11 protein-coding genes and 2 tRNA genes are annotated in these 17,416 nt (G+C 64.7%); 7 read left to right on the top strand and 6 right to left on the bottom strand.

Translation table 11 applies throughout. The annotated features are described in order from the left end of the window. Positions 1-1,280 precede the first annotated feature (1,280 nt). The 3 genes from MasN3_RS18575 (at position 1,281) to ltrA (MasN3_RS18565) (ending at position 3,926) form a co-directional block, all read left to right on the top strand. The gene (locus MasN3_RS18575; RefSeq protein WP_281909177.1) at positions 1,281-1,994 is read left to right on the top strand and encodes an alpha/beta fold hydrolase; all 714 of its coding nucleotides are present in this window, start codon (positions 1,281-1,283) and stop codon (positions 1,992-1,994) included. Positions 1,995-2,062: 68 nt separating this feature from the next. After that, a tRNA-Asn gene (locus tag MasN3_RS18570) sits at positions 2,063-2,138 on the top strand. A gap of 426 nt (positions 2,139-2,564) precedes the next feature. Beyond that, positions 2,565-3,926 carry a group II intron reverse transcriptase/maturase gene (gene ltrA, locus MasN3_RS18565; RefSeq protein ID WP_370662370.1) on the top strand — a complete coding sequence of 454 codons (1,362 nt, stop codon included), beginning with the start codon at positions 2,565-2,567 and terminating at the stop codon, positions 3,924-3,926. A 139-nt stretch (positions 3,927-4,065) separates the two neighbouring features. Here ltrA (MasN3_RS18565) and purT read toward each other — a convergent pair whose 3' ends face one another. Continuing rightward, complete coding sequence (gene purT, locus MasN3_RS18560; protein WP_281909176.1) at positions 4,066-5,274, bottom strand: formate-dependent phosphoribosylglycinamide formyltransferase; 1,209 nt, start codon at positions 5,272-5,274, stop codon at positions 4,066-4,068. A 124-nt stretch (positions 5,275-5,398) separates the two neighbouring features. On the opposite strand from purT, the gene MasN3_RS18555 reads away from it, so the two are divergent. Both MasN3_RS18555 and ltrA (MasN3_RS18550) read left to right on the top strand, forming a co-directional pair. Beyond that, positions 5,399-5,474, top strand: a tRNA-Asn gene (locus MasN3_RS18555). A 425-nt stretch (positions 5,475-5,899) separates the two neighbouring features. Beyond that, entirely contained in the window at positions 5,900-7,261 is a 1,362-nt protein-coding gene (ltrA, locus tag MasN3_RS18550) for a group II intron reverse transcriptase/maturase (RefSeq protein WP_370662369.1), read from the top strand. A 90-nt stretch (positions 7,262-7,351) separates the two neighbouring features. Here ltrA (MasN3_RS18550) and MasN3_RS18545 read toward each other — a convergent pair whose 3' ends face one another. Then, on the bottom strand, positions 7,352-8,887 hold the full coding sequence (locus tag MasN3_RS18545) for an amidase (RefSeq protein ID WP_281909175.1): 1,536 nt from the start codon (positions 8,885-8,887) through the stop codon (positions 7,352-7,354). A gap of 86 nt (positions 8,888-8,973) precedes the next feature. After that, complete coding sequence (locus MasN3_RS18540) at positions 8,974-9,303, bottom strand: hypothetical protein (RefSeq protein ID WP_281909174.1); 330 nt, start codon at positions 9,301-9,303, stop codon at positions 8,974-8,976. Positions 9,304-9,439: 136 nt separating this feature from the next. Between MasN3_RS18540 and MasN3_RS18535 the strand changes: the two genes are divergently transcribed. Beyond that, positions 9,440-11,098 carry a response regulator gene (locus MasN3_RS18535; RefSeq protein WP_281909172.1) on the top strand — a complete coding sequence of 553 codons (1,659 nt, stop codon included), beginning with the start codon at positions 9,440-9,442 and terminating at the stop codon, positions 11,096-11,098. Here the strand turns inward: MasN3_RS18535 and MasN3_RS18530 are convergent. Both MasN3_RS18530 and MasN3_RS18525 read right to left on the bottom strand, forming a co-directional pair. After that, on the bottom strand, positions 11,080-11,535 hold the full coding sequence (locus tag MasN3_RS18530; RefSeq protein ID WP_281909171.1) for a response regulator: 456 nt from the start codon (positions 11,533-11,535) through the stop codon (positions 11,080-11,082). The two genes, MasN3_RS18535 and MasN3_RS18530, sit on opposite strands and share 19 nt — an antisense overlap. An 8-nt stretch (positions 11,536-11,543) precedes the next feature. Continuing rightward, complete coding sequence (locus MasN3_RS18525) at positions 11,544-13,787, bottom strand: ATP-binding protein (RefSeq protein WP_281909169.1); 2,244 nt, start codon at positions 13,785-13,787, stop codon at positions 11,544-11,546. Positions 13,788-13,983: 196 nt separating this feature from the next. On the opposite strand from MasN3_RS18525, the gene MasN3_RS18520 reads away from it, so the two are divergent. After that, positions 13,984-15,891 (top strand): hybrid sensor histidine kinase/response regulator, encoded by a 1,908-nt coding sequence (locus MasN3_RS18520; RefSeq protein WP_281909167.1) that lies wholly within the window; start codon positions 13,984-13,986, stop codon positions 15,889-15,891. Positions 15,892-16,197: 306 nt separating this feature from the next. Here the strand turns inward: MasN3_RS18520 and MasN3_RS18515 are convergent, their stop codons facing one another. Beyond that, entirely contained in the window at positions 16,198-17,397 is a 1,200-nt protein-coding gene (locus MasN3_RS18515) for an esterase/lipase family protein (RefSeq protein WP_281909165.1), read from the bottom strand. Positions 17,398-17,416: the final 19 nt, after the last annotated feature.

The following is a 17,416-nucleotide window of genomic DNA, read 5'->3' as shown; positions in this document are numbered from 1 at the left end:
AGGCCTTGTCCACACGAAACTCAAACCGGGGTCGCCCACTAGCAATGGAGGGCGGTTCGCTCGACCGACATAATCGATGTCCTTGTGCCAGTAGTCGAGATGTTTCGGTTGCCGATGTGCGTGGCCGAGCATTGGAGGATAGTAAAGCGCTGGGATAAAACGGTCCGCACCGCAAAGTCCTGACTTCAGCGGCATCATTACGTCACCTAAGTCGTGGCTCCTTGAATCCTTAGCAGCGATAGCGTCGCCAAGGTTTAAGGATGTGAGCCCCGTAACCAAGTCCGCGTGCGATTCGTAGGCCTGGAACACTCGCATGAGATAGTAAAGGTTCTGTTCGCCTGTAGGTGATTCGCTCATGCTTGTCAGCCCAACCACCCAAGCGCCGGCATTCCATTCCTCGATGCCATAATTTCCGCGCATTTGGTGCTTACAGGTGCAAAGAGTTATCAACCCACCTCCAAAATTCGGCGCACTTCCTTGCTGTATATATCCTTGTTGTCGGATTCGTACGGTTGTGACTGCGTAAGGCCTTACCACTTCAGTCATTGAGTAGCCGCTTTTGCGGATACGCGCATCGACCTCTTTAGCGCTCAGGTCGGTCGCAAGTACGCCATGATTGATGTCTGGAGAGACCACTCGTGAGACAGGTTGACAAGCACCACGCGTGACTGACAGGTTAGTGGCGCGGGATGTTGCAGGAACACGGCACGAAGATGTGGACATACGGACTCCAGGAAAGAGCTAAATAATATCGTAAAAGCATCATTGTCGCGAGTTAAGCCAAAGGTAAATCCGGTCAGGTATGAGCGTGCGTGGCTAGTGCTTGGACGATGGATTGCAATTTAAGTCCGTTGTAGCATCCGAAGATGTAACGTCTTGTGTTTTCGCTCCGCAAGAACCTATAATCGGGCCAGTCCACAGGTCTTCATTGATAGCGCAAATGATAGCGCAGACCGCTGCGGACAGGTGCGAGCAGCTGCGGTTGACTGCGGTCGATTTCGCGTAACTGCTTGATTTTGCTGAGTTGGGATGACGTCATGCTCACCTCCCAGGCCTAAACGTTCAACTGTTAATCCGCAGGTCCCTGGTTCGAGTCCAGGTCGGGGAGCCAGAATTCCAGAAAGCCACATCGCGAGATGTGGCTTTTTGTTTTTGCGTGTGGATGCGTTTTGGTAGTTGCGTATTTACATGTGAAATGGGTAAGCTGGCAACACCAATCTCATCAGGGTCACACAGTGAAGCATCTACCATCGAGCAAACGGGTCGCGGTCGCGGGACAGATGCTCCGTTTTTCGCTGTCGGGGCAGGGCAGCCCGACCATCGTCTTGCTGGGCGGCGCCGGCGGTCCGCTGGAGGGCTGGCACCAGCTGTTTCCCGAGATCGAAACGCTGGGCACGGTCTTCGCCTACGACAGGCCGGGCGTGGGCGCCAGCGGGCGGCCGCGCGAGCCGCAGATGGGCACCACCGTCATCCTGCAGTTGCGCGCGCTGCTGCGCGAGGTCGGCGCCAGGCCACCCTTCCTGCTGGTGGCGCATTCCTTCGGCGGTCTGCATGCGAACCTGTTCGCACGGGTCTATCCGGAAGAGACCTGCGGCGTCCTGTTCATCGAGGCGACCACGCCCGACGACGTGCGCAACCTGAAACGCTACCGCTCCGGCTTGCAGCGCCTGGTGGCCGGCCTGCTCGATCGCTTCTCGCCGCCGGATCCGAACGACGAGGTCAGCAACGAACTGGAGACGATCGAAGAGATCGCCGAGGCGCCGGCGTTTCCGCCGATTCCCATCACCGTGCTGTCGGGCGGCAAGCGGTTGCCGCGCTGGATGATCTCGGGCGAGGTACAGCGCGAGCGCGAGCGCAACCAGGAGGCCCTGGTGCACCTGTCGCCGCTGGGCGAGCGGGCAATCGCGAAGCGCAGCGCGCATTTTCCGCAGACGACCGAGCCGCAGGTGGTGTTCGATGAGTTGTCGAAACTGATCCGCCGGGTGCGGATCTAGGAAATATTGCCTTTCGATAGCGGGGCACTTCGCGAAATCGAAAAGCGCTGCTATAATACGGCCTCTTTTCCCTGATAGCTCAGTCGGTAGAGCGACGGACTGTTAATCCGCAGGTCCCTGGTTCGAGTCCAGGTCGGGGAGCCAGAATACGAAGGGCCGCATGCGAATGCGGCCCTTTTTGTTGTGCGCCCAGCATGGGCGCACTCTTGCGGGTGCAAGTCCCGCCGTAAGCTGACCACAGCGAGCGAAGTGAAGCGCAACTGCGTAAGGGCGACCGAGCGTGGGGAGGAAGCGTGGAGCGAAACTGCGAGCCGATGGACAAGAACCGAATAGAAGGCGCTGCCGAGCAGGGCGAGCGGGCAACATTCCGCGAAGCTCTTGTGGTCAAAGCGAGGCGGCGTAAATTCGGCGGTTGTGCAGGGAAGGAGTGCGTTCTTACCTTGGGGAGATCTCGCCTCATGCCTGAAAGGGCGACGTGGCGACACGGAGCGAGAAGTCAGCAGAGGCCATAGTAGCTAAGTTTTTTTTTAGCGAAGGGCCGAACGAGTAGGAGTGTCGAACAACTTGTCGATGAATCATGTACGGCATCAGATGCCCGCATCAGCGGGGCGGGTCGCGGCAAGGCGGGGTGAAGCCTCGTCCGATGCAACCAGCGATGAAACACGACTCCCGCGACAGGAACTGGAAGACACAGGGCGAGACTTGCTTGTGCAAGCGCTCGCGAGGGAGAACATGCAACGCGCGTGGAAACGCGTGAAGACGAACAAGGGAGCCGCAGGCGTCGATGGTCTGGACATTGCCCAGACCGGACAGCACCTGAAGCACGCTTGGCCTGCCATCAGGAAGCAACTGTTGGAAGGCACGTACCAACCCATGCCGGTGCGGCGCGTCGGCATTCCAAAGCCGGACGGAAGCGAGCGTGAACTGGGAATACCCACCGTAACCGACCGTTTGATTCAGCAGGCACTATTGCAGGTGCTGCAACCGCTGATCGATCCCACCTTTAGTGAACACAGCCACGGGTTCCGGCCCGGCCGGCGTGCGCGTGATGCCGTGCTTGCAGCACAGCAATACGTGCAACAAGGCTACCGCACCGTGGTCGACGTCGATCTGTCGAAGTTCTTTGATCGGGTCAACCACGACATCCTGATCGACCGCCTAAGGAAACGCGTGAACGACGCCGGAGTGATCCGGCTGGTACGCGCCTACCTGAACGCGGGGATCATGGATGGCGGCGTGGTGGTCGAGCGGGGAGAAGGGACGCCGCAAGGCGGACCGCTCTCGCCGCTTCTGGCCAACGTGCTTCTCGACGAGGTGGATCGGATGCTGGAACGACAGGGGCATCGCTTTGCCCGCTATGCCGATGACTGCAACGTGTACGTGCGCAGCCAGAAGGCAGGCGAGCGGGTAATGATCTTGCTCAAGCGCCGGTACGACAAGCTGCACCTGAAGATCAACGAATCGAAAAGTGCAGTGAGCCGGGCGTTTGGCCGCAAATTCCTGGGCTATGAGCTGTGGATGGGCCCTGAAGGCGAGGTGAAACGCGCGGTGTCGAAGAAGGCGCTGGAGGCATTCCGGCAGAAGATCAGGCAACTTACTCGTCGATCAGGTGGACGCAGCATTGCCGAGGTAATTGATGGGCTGCGTAGCTACGTATTGGGATGGAAAGCATATTTCGGACTGGCGCAAACCCCGACTGCCCTGCGAGAGCTGGACAAGTGGATGCGCCACCGTCTACGTGCAATTCACCTGAAACAGTGGCGATGTGGGCCTACCATCTATCGAGAGCTGCGAAAGTTGGGGGCAACGCCGAAAGTCGCTGCTCTGGTTGCGGGGAACAACCGCAGCTGGTGGCGCAACAGCAGGCTTGCCCTGAACAACGTCCTGACGATTGGCTACTTCGACCGCCTTGGCATGCCTCGCCTCACTTAACCTCAACTACTCGAACCGCCCGGTGCGGACCCGCATGCCGGGTGGTGTGGGAGGGGTCGGTCAGCATGCTGACTGCCCCTATCCCGATTTTGCGGCGCGCATTCAGGCGCCGTCTGGTTCGGCGCCTTCCAGCCAGCGATCAGCGGCTTACCGGTTTCACCCGCGATGCCGCCTCCAGCGCCCGCCGACGGGCGGTCTCGACATCCTCCGCCGTCGCCAGCGCCACCCCCATGCGGCGGCGCGCGAACGATTCCGGCTTGCCGAACAGGCGCAGGTCCACGCCCGGCACGCGCAGGGCATCGGCCACGCCGTCGAAGGCAATGCCGGCCGCATCGATCTGGCCGTAGATCACGGCGGACGCCCCCGGCGCGCGCAGCGACGCATCCACCGGCAAGCCCAGCACCGCCTTGGCGTGCAGCTCGAATTCGCTCTGCACCTGACTGACCATGGTCACCATGCCGGTGTCGTGCGGACGCGGGCTCACTTCCGAGAACCACACCATGTCACCCTTGACGAACAGCTCGACGCCGAAGACGCCGCAGCCGCCCAGGTCGGTTGTCACCTTGTCCGCGATATCGCGCGCGCGCGCCAAGGCGGCGGAGCTCATCTGCTGCGGCTGCCAGGATTCGACATAGTCGCCCTGGACCTGCTTGTGGCCGATCGGCTCGCAAAAGCTGGTCTCGACCTGGCCATCGGCGCCCACCGAGCGCACCGTGAGCAGGGTGATCTCGTAATCGAAGTCGACGAAGCCTTCCGCGATCACGCGGCCGGCGTCGACGCGCCCGCCGCTGGCGGCGGCTTCCCAGGCCGCGGCGACGTCCGCGGCGCTGTCGAGTTTGGACTGGCCCTTGCCGGACGAGGACATCACCGGCTTGACCACGCAGGGGAAGCCGACCGTGGCGCACGCCTGTTCCAGTTCTTCCAGGCTGCTGGCAAAGCGGTAGGGCGAGGTCGGCAGGCCGAGTTTCTCGGCGGCCAGGCGCCGGATGCCTTCGCGGTTCATGGTCAGCATCGCCGCGCGCGCGGTCGGGATGCAGGTGATCTTGCCGGCTTCTTCGAGGGCCAGCAGGGTCTCGGTGGCGATGGCTTCGATTTCCGGGACCACCAGGTCGGGCTTTTCCAGTGCGATCAGGGCGGACAGGGCGGCCCCATCAAGCATGTCGATCACGTGGGCGCGGTGGGCGACCTGGTGGCCGGGTGCGTTCGGGTAGCGGTCGACGGCGATGGTCTCCACGCCCAGGCGCTGCAGGGCGATGATGGTTTCCTTGCCGAGTTCACCGGAGCCGAGCAGCATGACCTTGATGGCGGAAGGGGAGAGCGGGGTACCGAAAAGGCGTGGGCTAGTCATGGGAAATCGCGGTTGTGAAAAGTGCGACGACTATAGCAAAGCAGTCCCGCGGCTGCTGGCGGCCAAACTGTTTATGCGTAGCACTAGGCAAACCGGAAACGGGCCGCTATAATGCGGCCTCTTTTCCCTGATAGCTCAGTCGGTAGAGCGACGGACTGTTAATCCGCAGGTCCCTGGTTCGAGTCCAGGTCGGGGAGCCAGAATACGAAGGGCCGCATGCGAATGCGGCCCTTTTTGTTGTGCGCCCAGCATGGGCGCACTCTTGCGGGTGCAAGTCCCGCCGTAAGCTGACCACAGCGAGCGAAGTGAAGCGCAACTGCGTAAGGGCGACCGAGCGTGGGGAGGAAGCGTGGAGCGAAACTGCGAGCCGATGGACAAGAACCGAATAGAAGGCGCTGCCGAGCAGGGCGAGCGGGCAACATTCCGCGAAGCTCTTGTGGTCAAAGCGAGGCGGCGTAAATTCGGCGGTTGTGCAGGGAAGGAGTGCGTTCTTACCTTGGGGAGATCTCGCCTCATGCCTGAAAGGGCGACGTGGCGACACGGAGCGAGAAGTCAGCAGAGGCCATAGTAGCTAAGTTTTTTTTAGCGAAGGGCCGAACGAGTAGGAGTGTCGAACAACTTGTCGATGAATCATGTACGGCATCAGATGCCCGCATCAGCGGGGCGGGTAGCGGCAAGGCGGGGTGAAGCCTCGTCCGATGCAACCAGCGATGAAACACGACTCCCGCGACAGGAACTGGAAGACACAGGGCGAGACTTGCTTGTGCAAGCGCTCGCGAGGGAGAACATGCAACGCGCGTGGAAACGCGTGAAGGCGAACAAGGGAGCCGCAGGCGTCGATGGTCTGGACATTGCCCAGACCGGACAGCACCTGAAGCACGCTTGGCCTGCCATCAGGAAGCAACTGTTGGAAGGCACGTACCAACCCATGCCGGTGCGGCGCGTCGGCATTCCAAAGCCGGACGGAAGCGAGCGTGAACTGGGAATACCCACCGTAACCGACCGTTTGATTCAGCAGGCACTATTGCAGGTGCTGCAACCGCTGATCGATCCCACCTTTAGTGAACACAGCCACGGGTTCCGGCCTGGTCGGCGTGCGCGCGATGCCGTGCTCGCAGTACAGCAGTACGTGCAGGAAGGCTACCGCACCGTGGTCGACGTCGATCTGTCGAAGTTCTTTGATCGGGTCAACCACGACATCCTGATCGACCGTCTAAGGAAACGCGTGAACGATGCTGGAGTGATCTGGCTGGTGCGCGCCTACCTGAACGCGGGGATCATGGATGGCGGCGTGGTGGTCGAGCGGGGAGAAGGGACGCCGCAAGGCGGACCGCTCTCGCCGCTTCTGGCCAACGTGCTTCTCGACGAGGTGGATCGGATGCTGGAACGACAGGGGCATCGCTTTGCCCGCTATGCCGATGACTGCAACGTGTACGTGCGCAGCCAGAAGGCAGGCGAGCGGGTAATGATCTTGCTCAAGCGCCGGTACGACAAACTGCACCTGAAGATCAACGAATCGAAAAGTGCAGTGAGCCGGGCGTTTGGCCGCAAATTCCTGGGCTATGAGCTGTGGATGGGCCCTAAAGGCGAGGTAAAACGCGCGGTGTCGAAGAAGGCGCTGGAGGCATTCCGGCAGAAGATCAGGCAACTTACTCGTCGATCAGGTGGACGCAGCATTGCCGAGGTAATTGATGGGCTGCGTAGCTACGTATTGGGATGGAAAGCATATTTCGGACTGGCGCAAACCCCGACTGCCCTGCGAGAGCTGGACAAGTGGATGCGCCACCGTCTACGTGCAATTCACCTGAAACAGTGGCGATGTGGGCCTACCATCTATCGAGAGCTGCGAAAGTTGGGGGCAACGCCGAAAGTCGCTGCTCTGGTTGCGGGGAACAACCGCAGCTGGTGGCGCAACAGCAGGCTTGCCCTGAACAACGTCCTGACGATTGGCTACTTTGACCGTCTTGGCATGCCTCGCCTCACTTAACCTCAACTACTCGAACCGCCCGGTGCGGACCCGCATGCCGGGTGGTGTGGGAGGGGTCGGTCAGCATGCTGACTGCCCCTATCCCGATTTTCAAGCCGCAGCGGGTTGGGCGCCACCGCTCGCATGCGCGCCTTCGCGCGTCATCGCCGGCAAGCGATCGAACCAGGGCTGCGCCCCCTCCAGCTGGTGCGCCAGCTGCAGCAGCAGGTCCTCCCTCCCGAACGGCGCCACCAGCTGCACTCCCAGCGGCAAGCCGTCCGCCGTCCAGTACAGCGGCACCGACATCGACGGCGTTCCCGTCAGGTTCGACAGCTGGGTGAACGGCACGTAGCGCAGGTTGTCGCGTGCGATCTGTTGCACGGTGCTGTCGAGCAGCCCGAGCCGCGCCAGCAGGCCGAGCATGCCGGTGCGCTGCAGGAAGCCCAGCAGCGCCTGCTGCGCCGCCGGCAAATCGCCGGTGCCATGCGCGATCGGCGGATGCGCCAGCGTCGGCGTGAGCAACAGGTCGTAGCGCTGGTGGAAGCGCCCCAGCGCCCGCGCGAACGTGTTCCACTGCGCCAGTTGCGTGCTCAAGGCCGGCGCTTTCAGCGCGCCGCCCAGCGTCACCAGGAGGCGCGTCATCAGTTCCGGTTCGCCGTCGCCGGCGCCGAGCGCTTTCATGCGCGCCACCAGGGCGGGCACCTGTCCGAAATAGATGTGCAGATAACTCGTCGCCAGGGCCGCGCCGTCGATCTGCGGCGCCGCTTCCTCCACCTCGTGCCCCAGTCCGCGCAGCAGCGTGGCCGCATGGCGCACCGCCGCCAGCGCTTCAGGATGGACCTCGGTGCCGATCGGCGAGGCCGCCGTGAAGCCGATGCGCAGCCGGCCAGGCGCGCGCCGCATCAGTTCCACGTAGGGCGCGGACGGCGGGGCGATGATGAATGGATCGCCCGGCTCGGCGCCCTGCAGCAGGTCGAGCGCCAGCGCGCAATCGCGCACGCTGCGCGACAGCACGCCTTCGCTCGAGGCGCCGAACCAGACTTCGCCCACGTCGGGCCCGGCGGACACGCGCCCGCGCGAAGGCCGCAAGCCGAACAGGCCGCAGCAGGCGGCCGGGATACGGATCGAGCCGCCGCCGTCGTTCCCGGCCGCCATCGGCACGATGCCGGCGGCCACCGCCGCGGCCGCGCCGCCGCTCGATCCGCCCGGCGTGTGCGCCAGGTTCCAGGGGTTGCTGGTGCGGCCGAACAGTTCCGGATCGGTCACGCCCTTCAGGGCGAATTCGGGCAGGTTGGTCTTGCCGAACACGACCAGGCCGGCGTCAAGATAACGCCGCACCACGGCCGCGTGCTCCCTGGGTACGTGCGCGCGCATGGCGCGGCTGGCATTGGTGGTGGGCAGGCCGGCGTAGTCCTGCAGCGCATCCTTGAGCAGGAAGGGCACGCCGGCGAAGGGCCCGCGCAGCGGCCCCTGCAACTGGCGGCGCGCCTCGTCTTCCATCAGCCGCACCACCGCGTTGACGCGGCCATGGACCGCGTGGTGGCGCGCCAGCGCCAGGTCGAGCAGGTGCTGCGGCGTCACTGCGCCCTGCGCGACAAGGGCGGCGAGGGCGGTGGCGTCATGGCGTAGATAAGTGTCGAAATCCATGGGCAAGCCTGTTGTTGGACTTGCATTGCATCAAATCCTCTGCGCCCGGGCTTGTCAAGCGAAAGTGCGCTGGCGCCGCATCGGATTCAGCGATACTTCTTCTTGTTCGAGGTGTAGGTGCGCGTATAGAAATCCGGCGGCTTCTTCGCCACCCAGTCGATGAAGGCGCGGATGTCTTCGTGCCCGCGCAGCGCTTCCCAGGTGTGATAGGTCTGCAGCAGCTCACGTTCCGTGAAGGCCGAATGGATCTTGCGGTGGCAGATCTTATGGATCGGGAATTGCTCCTTGCCCTTGAAGGTCTTGGGGATCAGGTGGTGGCGGTCGATGTTGAGCGCGCCCAACACACGGCCGCACAGGGGGCAGTGCGCATCGGCGGCGGGGGCTGCTTCGATCGGTTCGGGCCGGCGTTTGGGCATGGCGCATAGATGGCGGCGCCAGGCGGCTCTTGCAAGGTGCCGCGCGCCCGTCAATCGTGCGCCGAGTTTCTGAAATGTAGTAGAATCAATGCTTACCTTTTTGCAAGATCGTGTCGTATCAGTGAGCCTTTACGCAATGATTGACGATCGCTCCGAATGCTCGGTTCTCCTCATCGACGATGAGCCTTTTGCGCAGGACATCATCGCGCACGGCCTGCAGGGATGTGCCGGCCACACCCTGTGCTACGAGTCGAGCCCGGCGCGTGCGGTCGAGGTGGCGCGCGAGGTGCGTGCCACCGTCGTGCTGGTCGACCTGCGCATGCCGGACCTGGACGGCTTCGAGGTCACCGCCAGCCTGCGCGCCCATCCCGATACCGAAGACATTCCGGTCATCGTCCTGTCGTCCGAGGACGATCCGGAGATCAAGGCGCGCGCCTTCGCCATGGGCGCCAACGACTACATGGTCAAGTGGCCCGACCCGCGCGAGCTGGTGGCGCGCGTGCGCTACCACAGCGGCGCCTGCATCGCGCGGCGCCAGCGCGACGGCGCCTATGCCTCGCTGCGCGTGAGCCAGGAACAGCTGGCCGCCAGCCAGTCTGCGCTGCACCAGGCCCAGAAGATGGAAGCGATCGGCCAGCTCACCGGCGGGGTGGCGCACGACTTCAACAACGTCCTGCAGATCATCGGCGGCAACCTGCAGCTGCTCAAGCTGGTGGGTAACCTGAACGAGAACGCCCGGGCGCGCGTCGACATGGCCCTGAGCGGGGTCGAGCGCGGCGCCAAGCTGGCCGCGCACCTGCTGGCCTTCGCGCGGCGCCAGCCGCTGCAGTCGGTGGTGGTCGATCCCGGCCACCTGCTGCGCGAGATGGACGACATGATGCGCCGCGTGCTGGGTCCCAGCGCGCGCGTGGTCACTGAGATCGCCCCTGGCCTGGGCAGCACCATGGTCGACCCGAACCAGCTCAACAACGTGCTGCTGAACCTGGCCATCAATGCGCGCGACGCCATGGCCGGCAGCGGCACCCTGACCATCCGCGCCTGCAACGTCGGCCCGGACGACGAGCGTCCTCCCGAGGTCCCGCAGGGTAATTTCATCATGATCGAAGTGGCCGACACCGGCAAGGGCATGCCCCAGGACGTGCTGCTGCGCGCCTTCGAGCCCTTCTTCACCACCAAGCCGACCGGGCAGGGCACGGGCCTGGGCCTGTCGATGGCCTATGGCTTCGTGAAGCAGTCGGGCGGCGAGCTGGTGCTGCGCAGCGACGTCGGGCGCGGCACCAGCGTGCGCATCTACCTGCCCCGCAGCGACGCCGCGCCCACGCCCATCGAGCCGGTCCACAGCGCGCCGCTGGCGGGCGGCCTGGAAACCATCCTGGTGGTCGAGGACGAGGCCGACGTGCGCAGCTCGACCTGCGGCATCCTGTCGGCGCTGGGCTACGAGGTGCTGGAAGCGGAGGACGCGGAAAGCGCGCTGGAGATCGTCGACAGCGGCCGCCACATCGACCTGGTGTTCACCGACGTGATCATGCCGGGGCCGGTCAGCAGCCTGCAGCTGGGCGAGCTGGTGCGCCGCCGCCTGCCGCACGCGCAGGTGCTGTACACGTCGGGTTATGCGGAAGGCGTGCTCGCGCACGAGGGCAGGCTGGACGCGTCGGTGCACCTGCTGCAGAAGCCCTACCATCCGGACGCGCTGAGCGCGCGCATCCGCCACCTGCTGCGCCGCGCCAAGCGCGACCAGAAGGCCGGCGTGTCACCCCCGCAGCCGGCGGCGCAGAATCACTTGGGCTTGACGTAGCGGCGCGAGCCCGGCGGCGGTTCGTTCAGGACCGCCCAGAAGATGCCGAGGTCGCCGATGGCGCGCACGAACTCGGTGAAGTCCACCGGCTTGACCACGTAGGCGTTCACGCCCAGCTCGTAGCTGCGGATGACGTCCTGCTCTTCCTTCGACGAGGTCAGCATGCAGACCGGGATGCTCTTGAGGCAGTCGGTCTCGCGGATTTCCTTCAGCACTTCCAGGCCATCCACCTTGGGCAGCTTCAGGTCGAGCAGGATGACGGCCGGGTTGCCGATGACGCGCTCCCTGAATTCGCCGCGGCGATGCAGGTAGTCGAGCGCCTCCGCGCCGTCGCGCACGATGACCACCTCGTTGGCCAGTTGGCTCTTCGACAAGGCGATGAGGGTCAGTTCGAGGTCGTGCGGATTGTCTTCGACGAGGAGGATAGGCTTGAGCATCGTTTGCCTCAGTTGGATGGGTGTTTCGGGATACTGAAGGAGAAGGTCGCGCCTTCGCCCTGCGAGGACGTTGCCCAGACCCGGCCGTTGTGGCGCTCGACGATGCGGCGCACGTTGGCCAGGCCGATGCCGGTGCCCTGGAAGTCTTCCATGCGGTGCAGGCGCTGGAACACGCCGAACAGCTTGTGCACGTACTCCATGTTGAAGCCGGCGCCGTTGTCGGCGACGTGGAAGACCGTGACCTCGGCGTCTTCCTCGGACGTGATGGTGATGACCGCCGGGTCGCGCTGGCTGGTGAACTTCACCGCGTTCGACAGCAGGTTGAACACCGCCAGGTGCAGGAAGGTCGGGTCGGCCCAGATGCGCGGCAGCGGCTCGATGTGCCAGTCGACGTTACGGCCCTGCATCTCCATGCCGAGCTTGTCGATGCAGGCCGAGACCAGGTCGTTCATGTCCACCGTGGTCGGGCGCAGGGCGGCGCGGCCCATCTGCGAGAACGACAGCAGGTCGTCCACCAGCTTGCCGGCCAGGCGGGCCGATTCCTTGATGTTCTTCAGGAAGCGCTGGCGCCGCTCCGGGTCCTCGGCGCCGGCCGATTCGATCAGGAGGTCGGAGAACCCGACGATGTGGCGCAGCGGCGCGCGCAGGTCGTGCGAGACCGAATACGAGAAGGCTTCCAGCTCCTTGTTGGCGCGCCCGAGTTCCTCGGCCAGTTCGGCCATCTGCTCGGCGCGCTCGAGCGCGATGCCCAGCAGGGCGCTGCGGAATTCGACCGTCAGCTCGATCTCGGCGCTATGCCAGGGCAGGCTGCGGCCGTGGATGGTCTCGCGCCAGGCGTCGAAGCTCAGGCGCGGCGTCAGCTGGGTCGGGTCGTCGGGCGAGGCATGCTTGCCGCGCGGGTTGCCGGCCCACTCGATGGTCTGCACCACCTCAGGGCGGAACCACAGCAGGTAATGCTGGTGGATGCGCGAGATCGGCAGAGCCAGCAGGCCGCTGGCGTTGCGCACCATGTCGCTGCCCGCCGGGTAGACCTGTTTCAGGTGATCGGTGTGGAATACCTCGGTGTGCCCGTGCAGCGACAGCCAGTCGGCCAGGGCGCGGATCTGCGGCTCGCTCGGGGTGTCGCCGTAGGTCAGCACGCGGTCGTCGACCACGATGGCGACCCCGCCGGCGCGCCCGAAGCGCAGCAGCTCGGGGAACACGCCGCTCATGTTTTCCAGGAAGTCGGCGCCCTTGGTCAGATGGCCCAGCATCTCGACCATGATGCGGCGCACGTCGAGGCGGAACTGCAGTTCGGCCGCGTCCTCGCGCGACTCGATCACCAGCGCCAGGATCTGGCCCAGCTGCTCGCAGGCGGTGCGCTTCTCGACCGAGACCGGACGGGGCTCGGCGTTGTGACAGGAGATCAGGCCCCACAGCTTGCCCTTGACGATCAGCGACACCGACATCGAGGCCAGCGTGCCCATGTTGCGCATGTACTGCAGGTGCACCGGCGAGACGCTGCGCAGCGAGGCGAAGGACAGGTCGTTGCGCGTGCCGGTCAGCGGATTCAGATCGGGCACCAGCGGCGCCGGCACGTAGTTGGCGTCCTGGATCAAGCGGATCGGCGACAGCGTATACAGGGCGCGCGCCTGGGCCGGCACGTCGCTGGCCGGGAAGTGCTGCCCCAGGTAAGACTCGTAGCCGTCTTCCTTCGATTCGGCCAGCACCCGGCCGTGGCCGTCGGTGTCGAACTGGTACACCAGCACGCGGCCGTAGCCGGTGACTTCGCGCACCCGGCGCGCGGCCAGTTCGGACATCTCGGGGATCGAGGCCGGCTGGTTGATCTTGACCAGGAAGTCGCCGATCAAGGGGTACAGGTGGCGGAAGTCGGCGGCGCGGCGGCGCTCGACCCCTTCGAATTCGAGGATCAGCAGGCTGTCCCAGGCATGCACGAGGACGTCGAAATGAGCGCCGTTGCCGGCCGTGATCGTGCCGATATACGCCGGGCGCGACGCCACCTGATTGGCGTCGATCTCGGCGCCGATGCGGGTTGCGGCGGTGTCGCCCACCACCTCGGCGAGCGGGCGGCCGACGGCTTGCTGTGCCGGCATGCCGATCCAGTCCGCGAGGTTGCCGCTTGCCTGCTGCACCATGAGCGCCGTCGGCGACAGCGTCAGCATGAAGCCGTGCGGCTGGATGCTGCCGGGCGTGCGGATCGGTTCGTCCGCACAGCGGCTGAGGTCTAGGGTGTCGGAGGGTGCCTGGGTCATGTCAAACGGGAGGCCTGCTGAAGATACAACTTGGCATTGTAACGTCAATTCCGGCGGATCAAGCAGAGAGCGGCGCAATTTCCAATATTCATCATGCCAGGGCCGTCCAAATGCGGGTCAATTGCGTGGCATCCTATTGCTGAGTATCGGTATGATAGGATATTTGACGCTCCAGACACCGCAAGGCCCCCGGTCCATGAAACCGCACCAACCGCCCAAGCCGCCCCTGACCGACGAACAACGGTTCCAGTACCTCATTGCCGGCATCAGCGACTATGCCATCTACATGCTGAACCCGTCTGGCCACATCACCAGCTGGAACGCCGGCGCCCAGCGCTTCAAGGGCTACCGGTCGCACGAGATCCTGCGCGAGCACTTCTCGCGCTTCTATACGCCGGAAGACCGCGAGGGCGGCCTGCCGGCGCGCGCGCTGGCGCAAGCCCTGGAGCACGGTAAATACGAGGCCGAGGGCTGGCGCGTGCGCAAGGACGGCACCCGCTTCTGGGCCCACGTCGTCATCGACCCGATCTACGACGAAGAGCGCAACCTGCTGGGCTACGCCAAGATCACCCGCGACGTCACGAGCCGCAAGCTGGCCGAGGACGCGCTGCGCGAGAGCGAGCAGCGCTTCCGCCTGCTGGTGCAGGGCGTCACCGACTATGCGATCTACATGCTCTCGCCCGAAGGCCTGGTGACCAACTGGAACGTCGGCGCCGAACGCATCAAGGGTTACAGCCTGGAGGAGATCCTCGGCAGCCACTTCTCGCGCTTCTACACCGATGAAGACCGCGAGGGCGGCATGCCGCAGCGCGCGCTCGCCACCGCCGCGCGCGAGGGCCGCTACGAGGCCGAAGGCTGGCGCCGGCGCAAGGACGGCACGCGTTTCTGGGCCCACGTCATCATCGACGCCGTCCACGGCGACGATGGCAAGCTCCTGGGCTTTGCCAAGATCACGCGCGACCTCACCGAGAAGAAGCGCACCGAGGAAGCGCTCGAGCAGGCCCAGCTTGCCCTGTTCCAGTCGCAGAAGATGGAATCGATCGGCCAGCTCACCGGCGGCGTGGCGCACGACTTCAACAATCTGCTGTCGGTGCTGGCCAGCGGCCTCGAGGTGCTGAGCATGAACCGCCAGGGCAGCGGCGACGCCAAGACCATCGACAGCATGCGCCGCGCGATCGACCGCGGCGCCACGCTCACCCAGCAGCTGCTCGCTTTTGCCCGCCAGCAGCCGCTGCAGCCGGAAACGCGCAGCATCAACCGCCTGATCTCCGGCTTCGAGTCGGTGCTGCGCCGCGCCGGGCATTCCGGCATCGAGTTCGAGTTCAACCTCGACCCGCAGGCCGGCAGCGCGGTGGTGGACGCGGCGCGCTTCGAATCGGCCCTGCTCAACCTGGTCGTGAATGCGCGCGACGCCATGCCCGACGGGGGCACCTTGAGGCTGGACACCGCCCAGCTCACGCTGCAGGAGGGCGAGGTGCCGGGGCTGGCGCCGGGACCTTACGTGTGCACCTCGGTGACCGACACCGGCACCGGCATGGCGCCCGAGACCGTGCAGCGCGCCTTCGAACCCTTCTACACCACCAAGGAAACCGGCAAGGGCACCGGCCTGGGCCTGTCGCAGGTGTACGGCTTCATCAAGCAGTCGGGCGGCGAGGTGGTCATCCAGAGCACGCTTGGCGAGGGCAGCACGATCGCGATCTACCTGCCGGCCGTGAGCGCGCAGGAGGGCGAGCTGGCGCGCGGCGACTCGGAAACGGTCCTGATCGTCGAGGACGAGCCGGACCTGCTGGACGTGGCCTCGGCGCTGTTCATGAGCATGGGCTACGAGGTCACCACCGCGGCCAGCGGCCAGGAAGCCATGAACGTGCTGGCCAGCCGCGACGTGGACATCCTGTTCACCGACATCGTCATGCCGAACGGCGTCAACGGCATCGAGCTGGCCGAGTACACCCGCGAGCACTACCCGGGCATCAAGGTGATGCTGGCCTCCGGGTATCCGCAGCCGGCGCTCAAGCTCGACCAGTACCGGCTGGGGGACTTCACCTTCGTGAGCAAGCCGTACCGGCTGTCGGATCTGGCGCGGGGCTTGCGCAGCGTCCATTGAGCGCTGCGGGGCTGCCTACGAGATCAGGGAGGTGTCGCTTCCGGAGTAGATTTTCCTGTATCTGAGATAACCAGCCCTCTACATGACGCCTACGGCCCCGTCCCATGGTTCATGACCACCGATGCGAAAGCGGAGAATCTTGTTTGTTCTCGCATACTCTTCAGCAGCGCGATGTTCTTCAAGTGTCGCCTGTGACCTGTGATCCGCCTTGCCAAGGACGGTGAGTACCCGCTCGCGCTCCTTGACGCATCGGCGCAGATATTCACGATACGGCCCTTCGCCAGGAAACTATTGCGTTAAGTCATCTTACAGCCCGAAGATGATGTCGCTGATCCGCTCATACACCGGATTCGCCGACGGCCCTGGATTCGGCCAGTTCAGGATGTCGAAGTGGTCATATCCCTTGTAGGTGCCGAGGAAATTCCAAGTGCCCTTGACCGAGGTGCCATCGTAGTTGCGCACCGGATGCCCGTTCGGGGCGCGCATGCTGATGGTGTTCACCACACCGTCGTTGGGAAACCATTCGCTGCCGATGGGCACCCGCCCGGCGCCTGCCTGGGTGTAGCCTCCCAGGCCGTTCTGCAGCACCGAGGGCACGATCCATTCTCCCGCCATGGCCTTGAAGGCCGGGATCATGTCGAGCCGCGGGTACTGGTAGAGGGTGGTCTGGACCGGCGCGATCACGCGGTCGGTCTCGTTGCAGCACCAGCTGCCGGCTTCGGTCGCCTGCGTGCCCACCGAGTAGTAATAGATGTGCGGCGAGGTGCGCGCCCACAGGTTGAATTCGCGCGCGCCGTCCGGCGACAGCTCCCAGTTCGCCCAGCGGTGCTTGAGCAGCTCGCCCAAGGGTGACTGCAGGGGCGGCACCACGTTCAGGACGGCGTCGGCGAAGGTGGTGCCGTTGTGGGGCGTGGAGATGGTCGTCACGCTGCGTATCCAGCCCAGCTTGCCGCCCTTGAACAGTTCGTGGCCGCCTTCGTCCTCTGGCGAGCCGTGTTCCAGCAGTTCGATCAGGGCGCGGATGGTCGTGCCGCCCTGGCTGTGGCCGATCAGGTGGACCGGATGGCGCGCATCCCAGGCCGGGTAGAGCGCGAGCGGGTAGCCTTCGGGGTTGTTCTTCGGGTCGGCGGCCCAGCACTTGCCGGCGGGTTTTTGCTGCTGGCCCGGCAGGCCGTACTTGCGCACGTGCGCGGCGCCGTAGTCGACGCAGCCGCCCTTGATCTGGGCATACAGGTCGGCCGCGCGGTCCCAGTTGGAGCTGATCGGGCCGACCACGGCCGCGAACACCGTGCGCGGGCCGCGGTAGACCTGCATGTGCGAGGCGATGTCGCCGTAGCCGCCCCAGTAGTTGAAACCGCTGTGCTCGAAGGTGTCCGGGCCGAAGCCGAGGAAACCGTGGACCAGGATCACGGGGTCGTTGTTGGCGTGGTCCGCCACTGCGGCGCTGGCGGGCACGCTGGCGCACAGCGCGGCCAGCGCCAGCAGGGCGTGGATGATGCGAAACATGCAAGTCTCCGAAATGACG

Origin of the sequence: Massilia varians (assembly GCF_027923905.1) — a bacterium.
Classification (GTDB): Bacteria; Pseudomonadota; Gammaproteobacteria; order Burkholderiales; family Burkholderiaceae_D; genus Telluria; species Telluria varians_B.
Note: the sequence above shows the minus strand (reverse complement) of the source record. Positions and strands in the feature narration are given on the sequence as shown.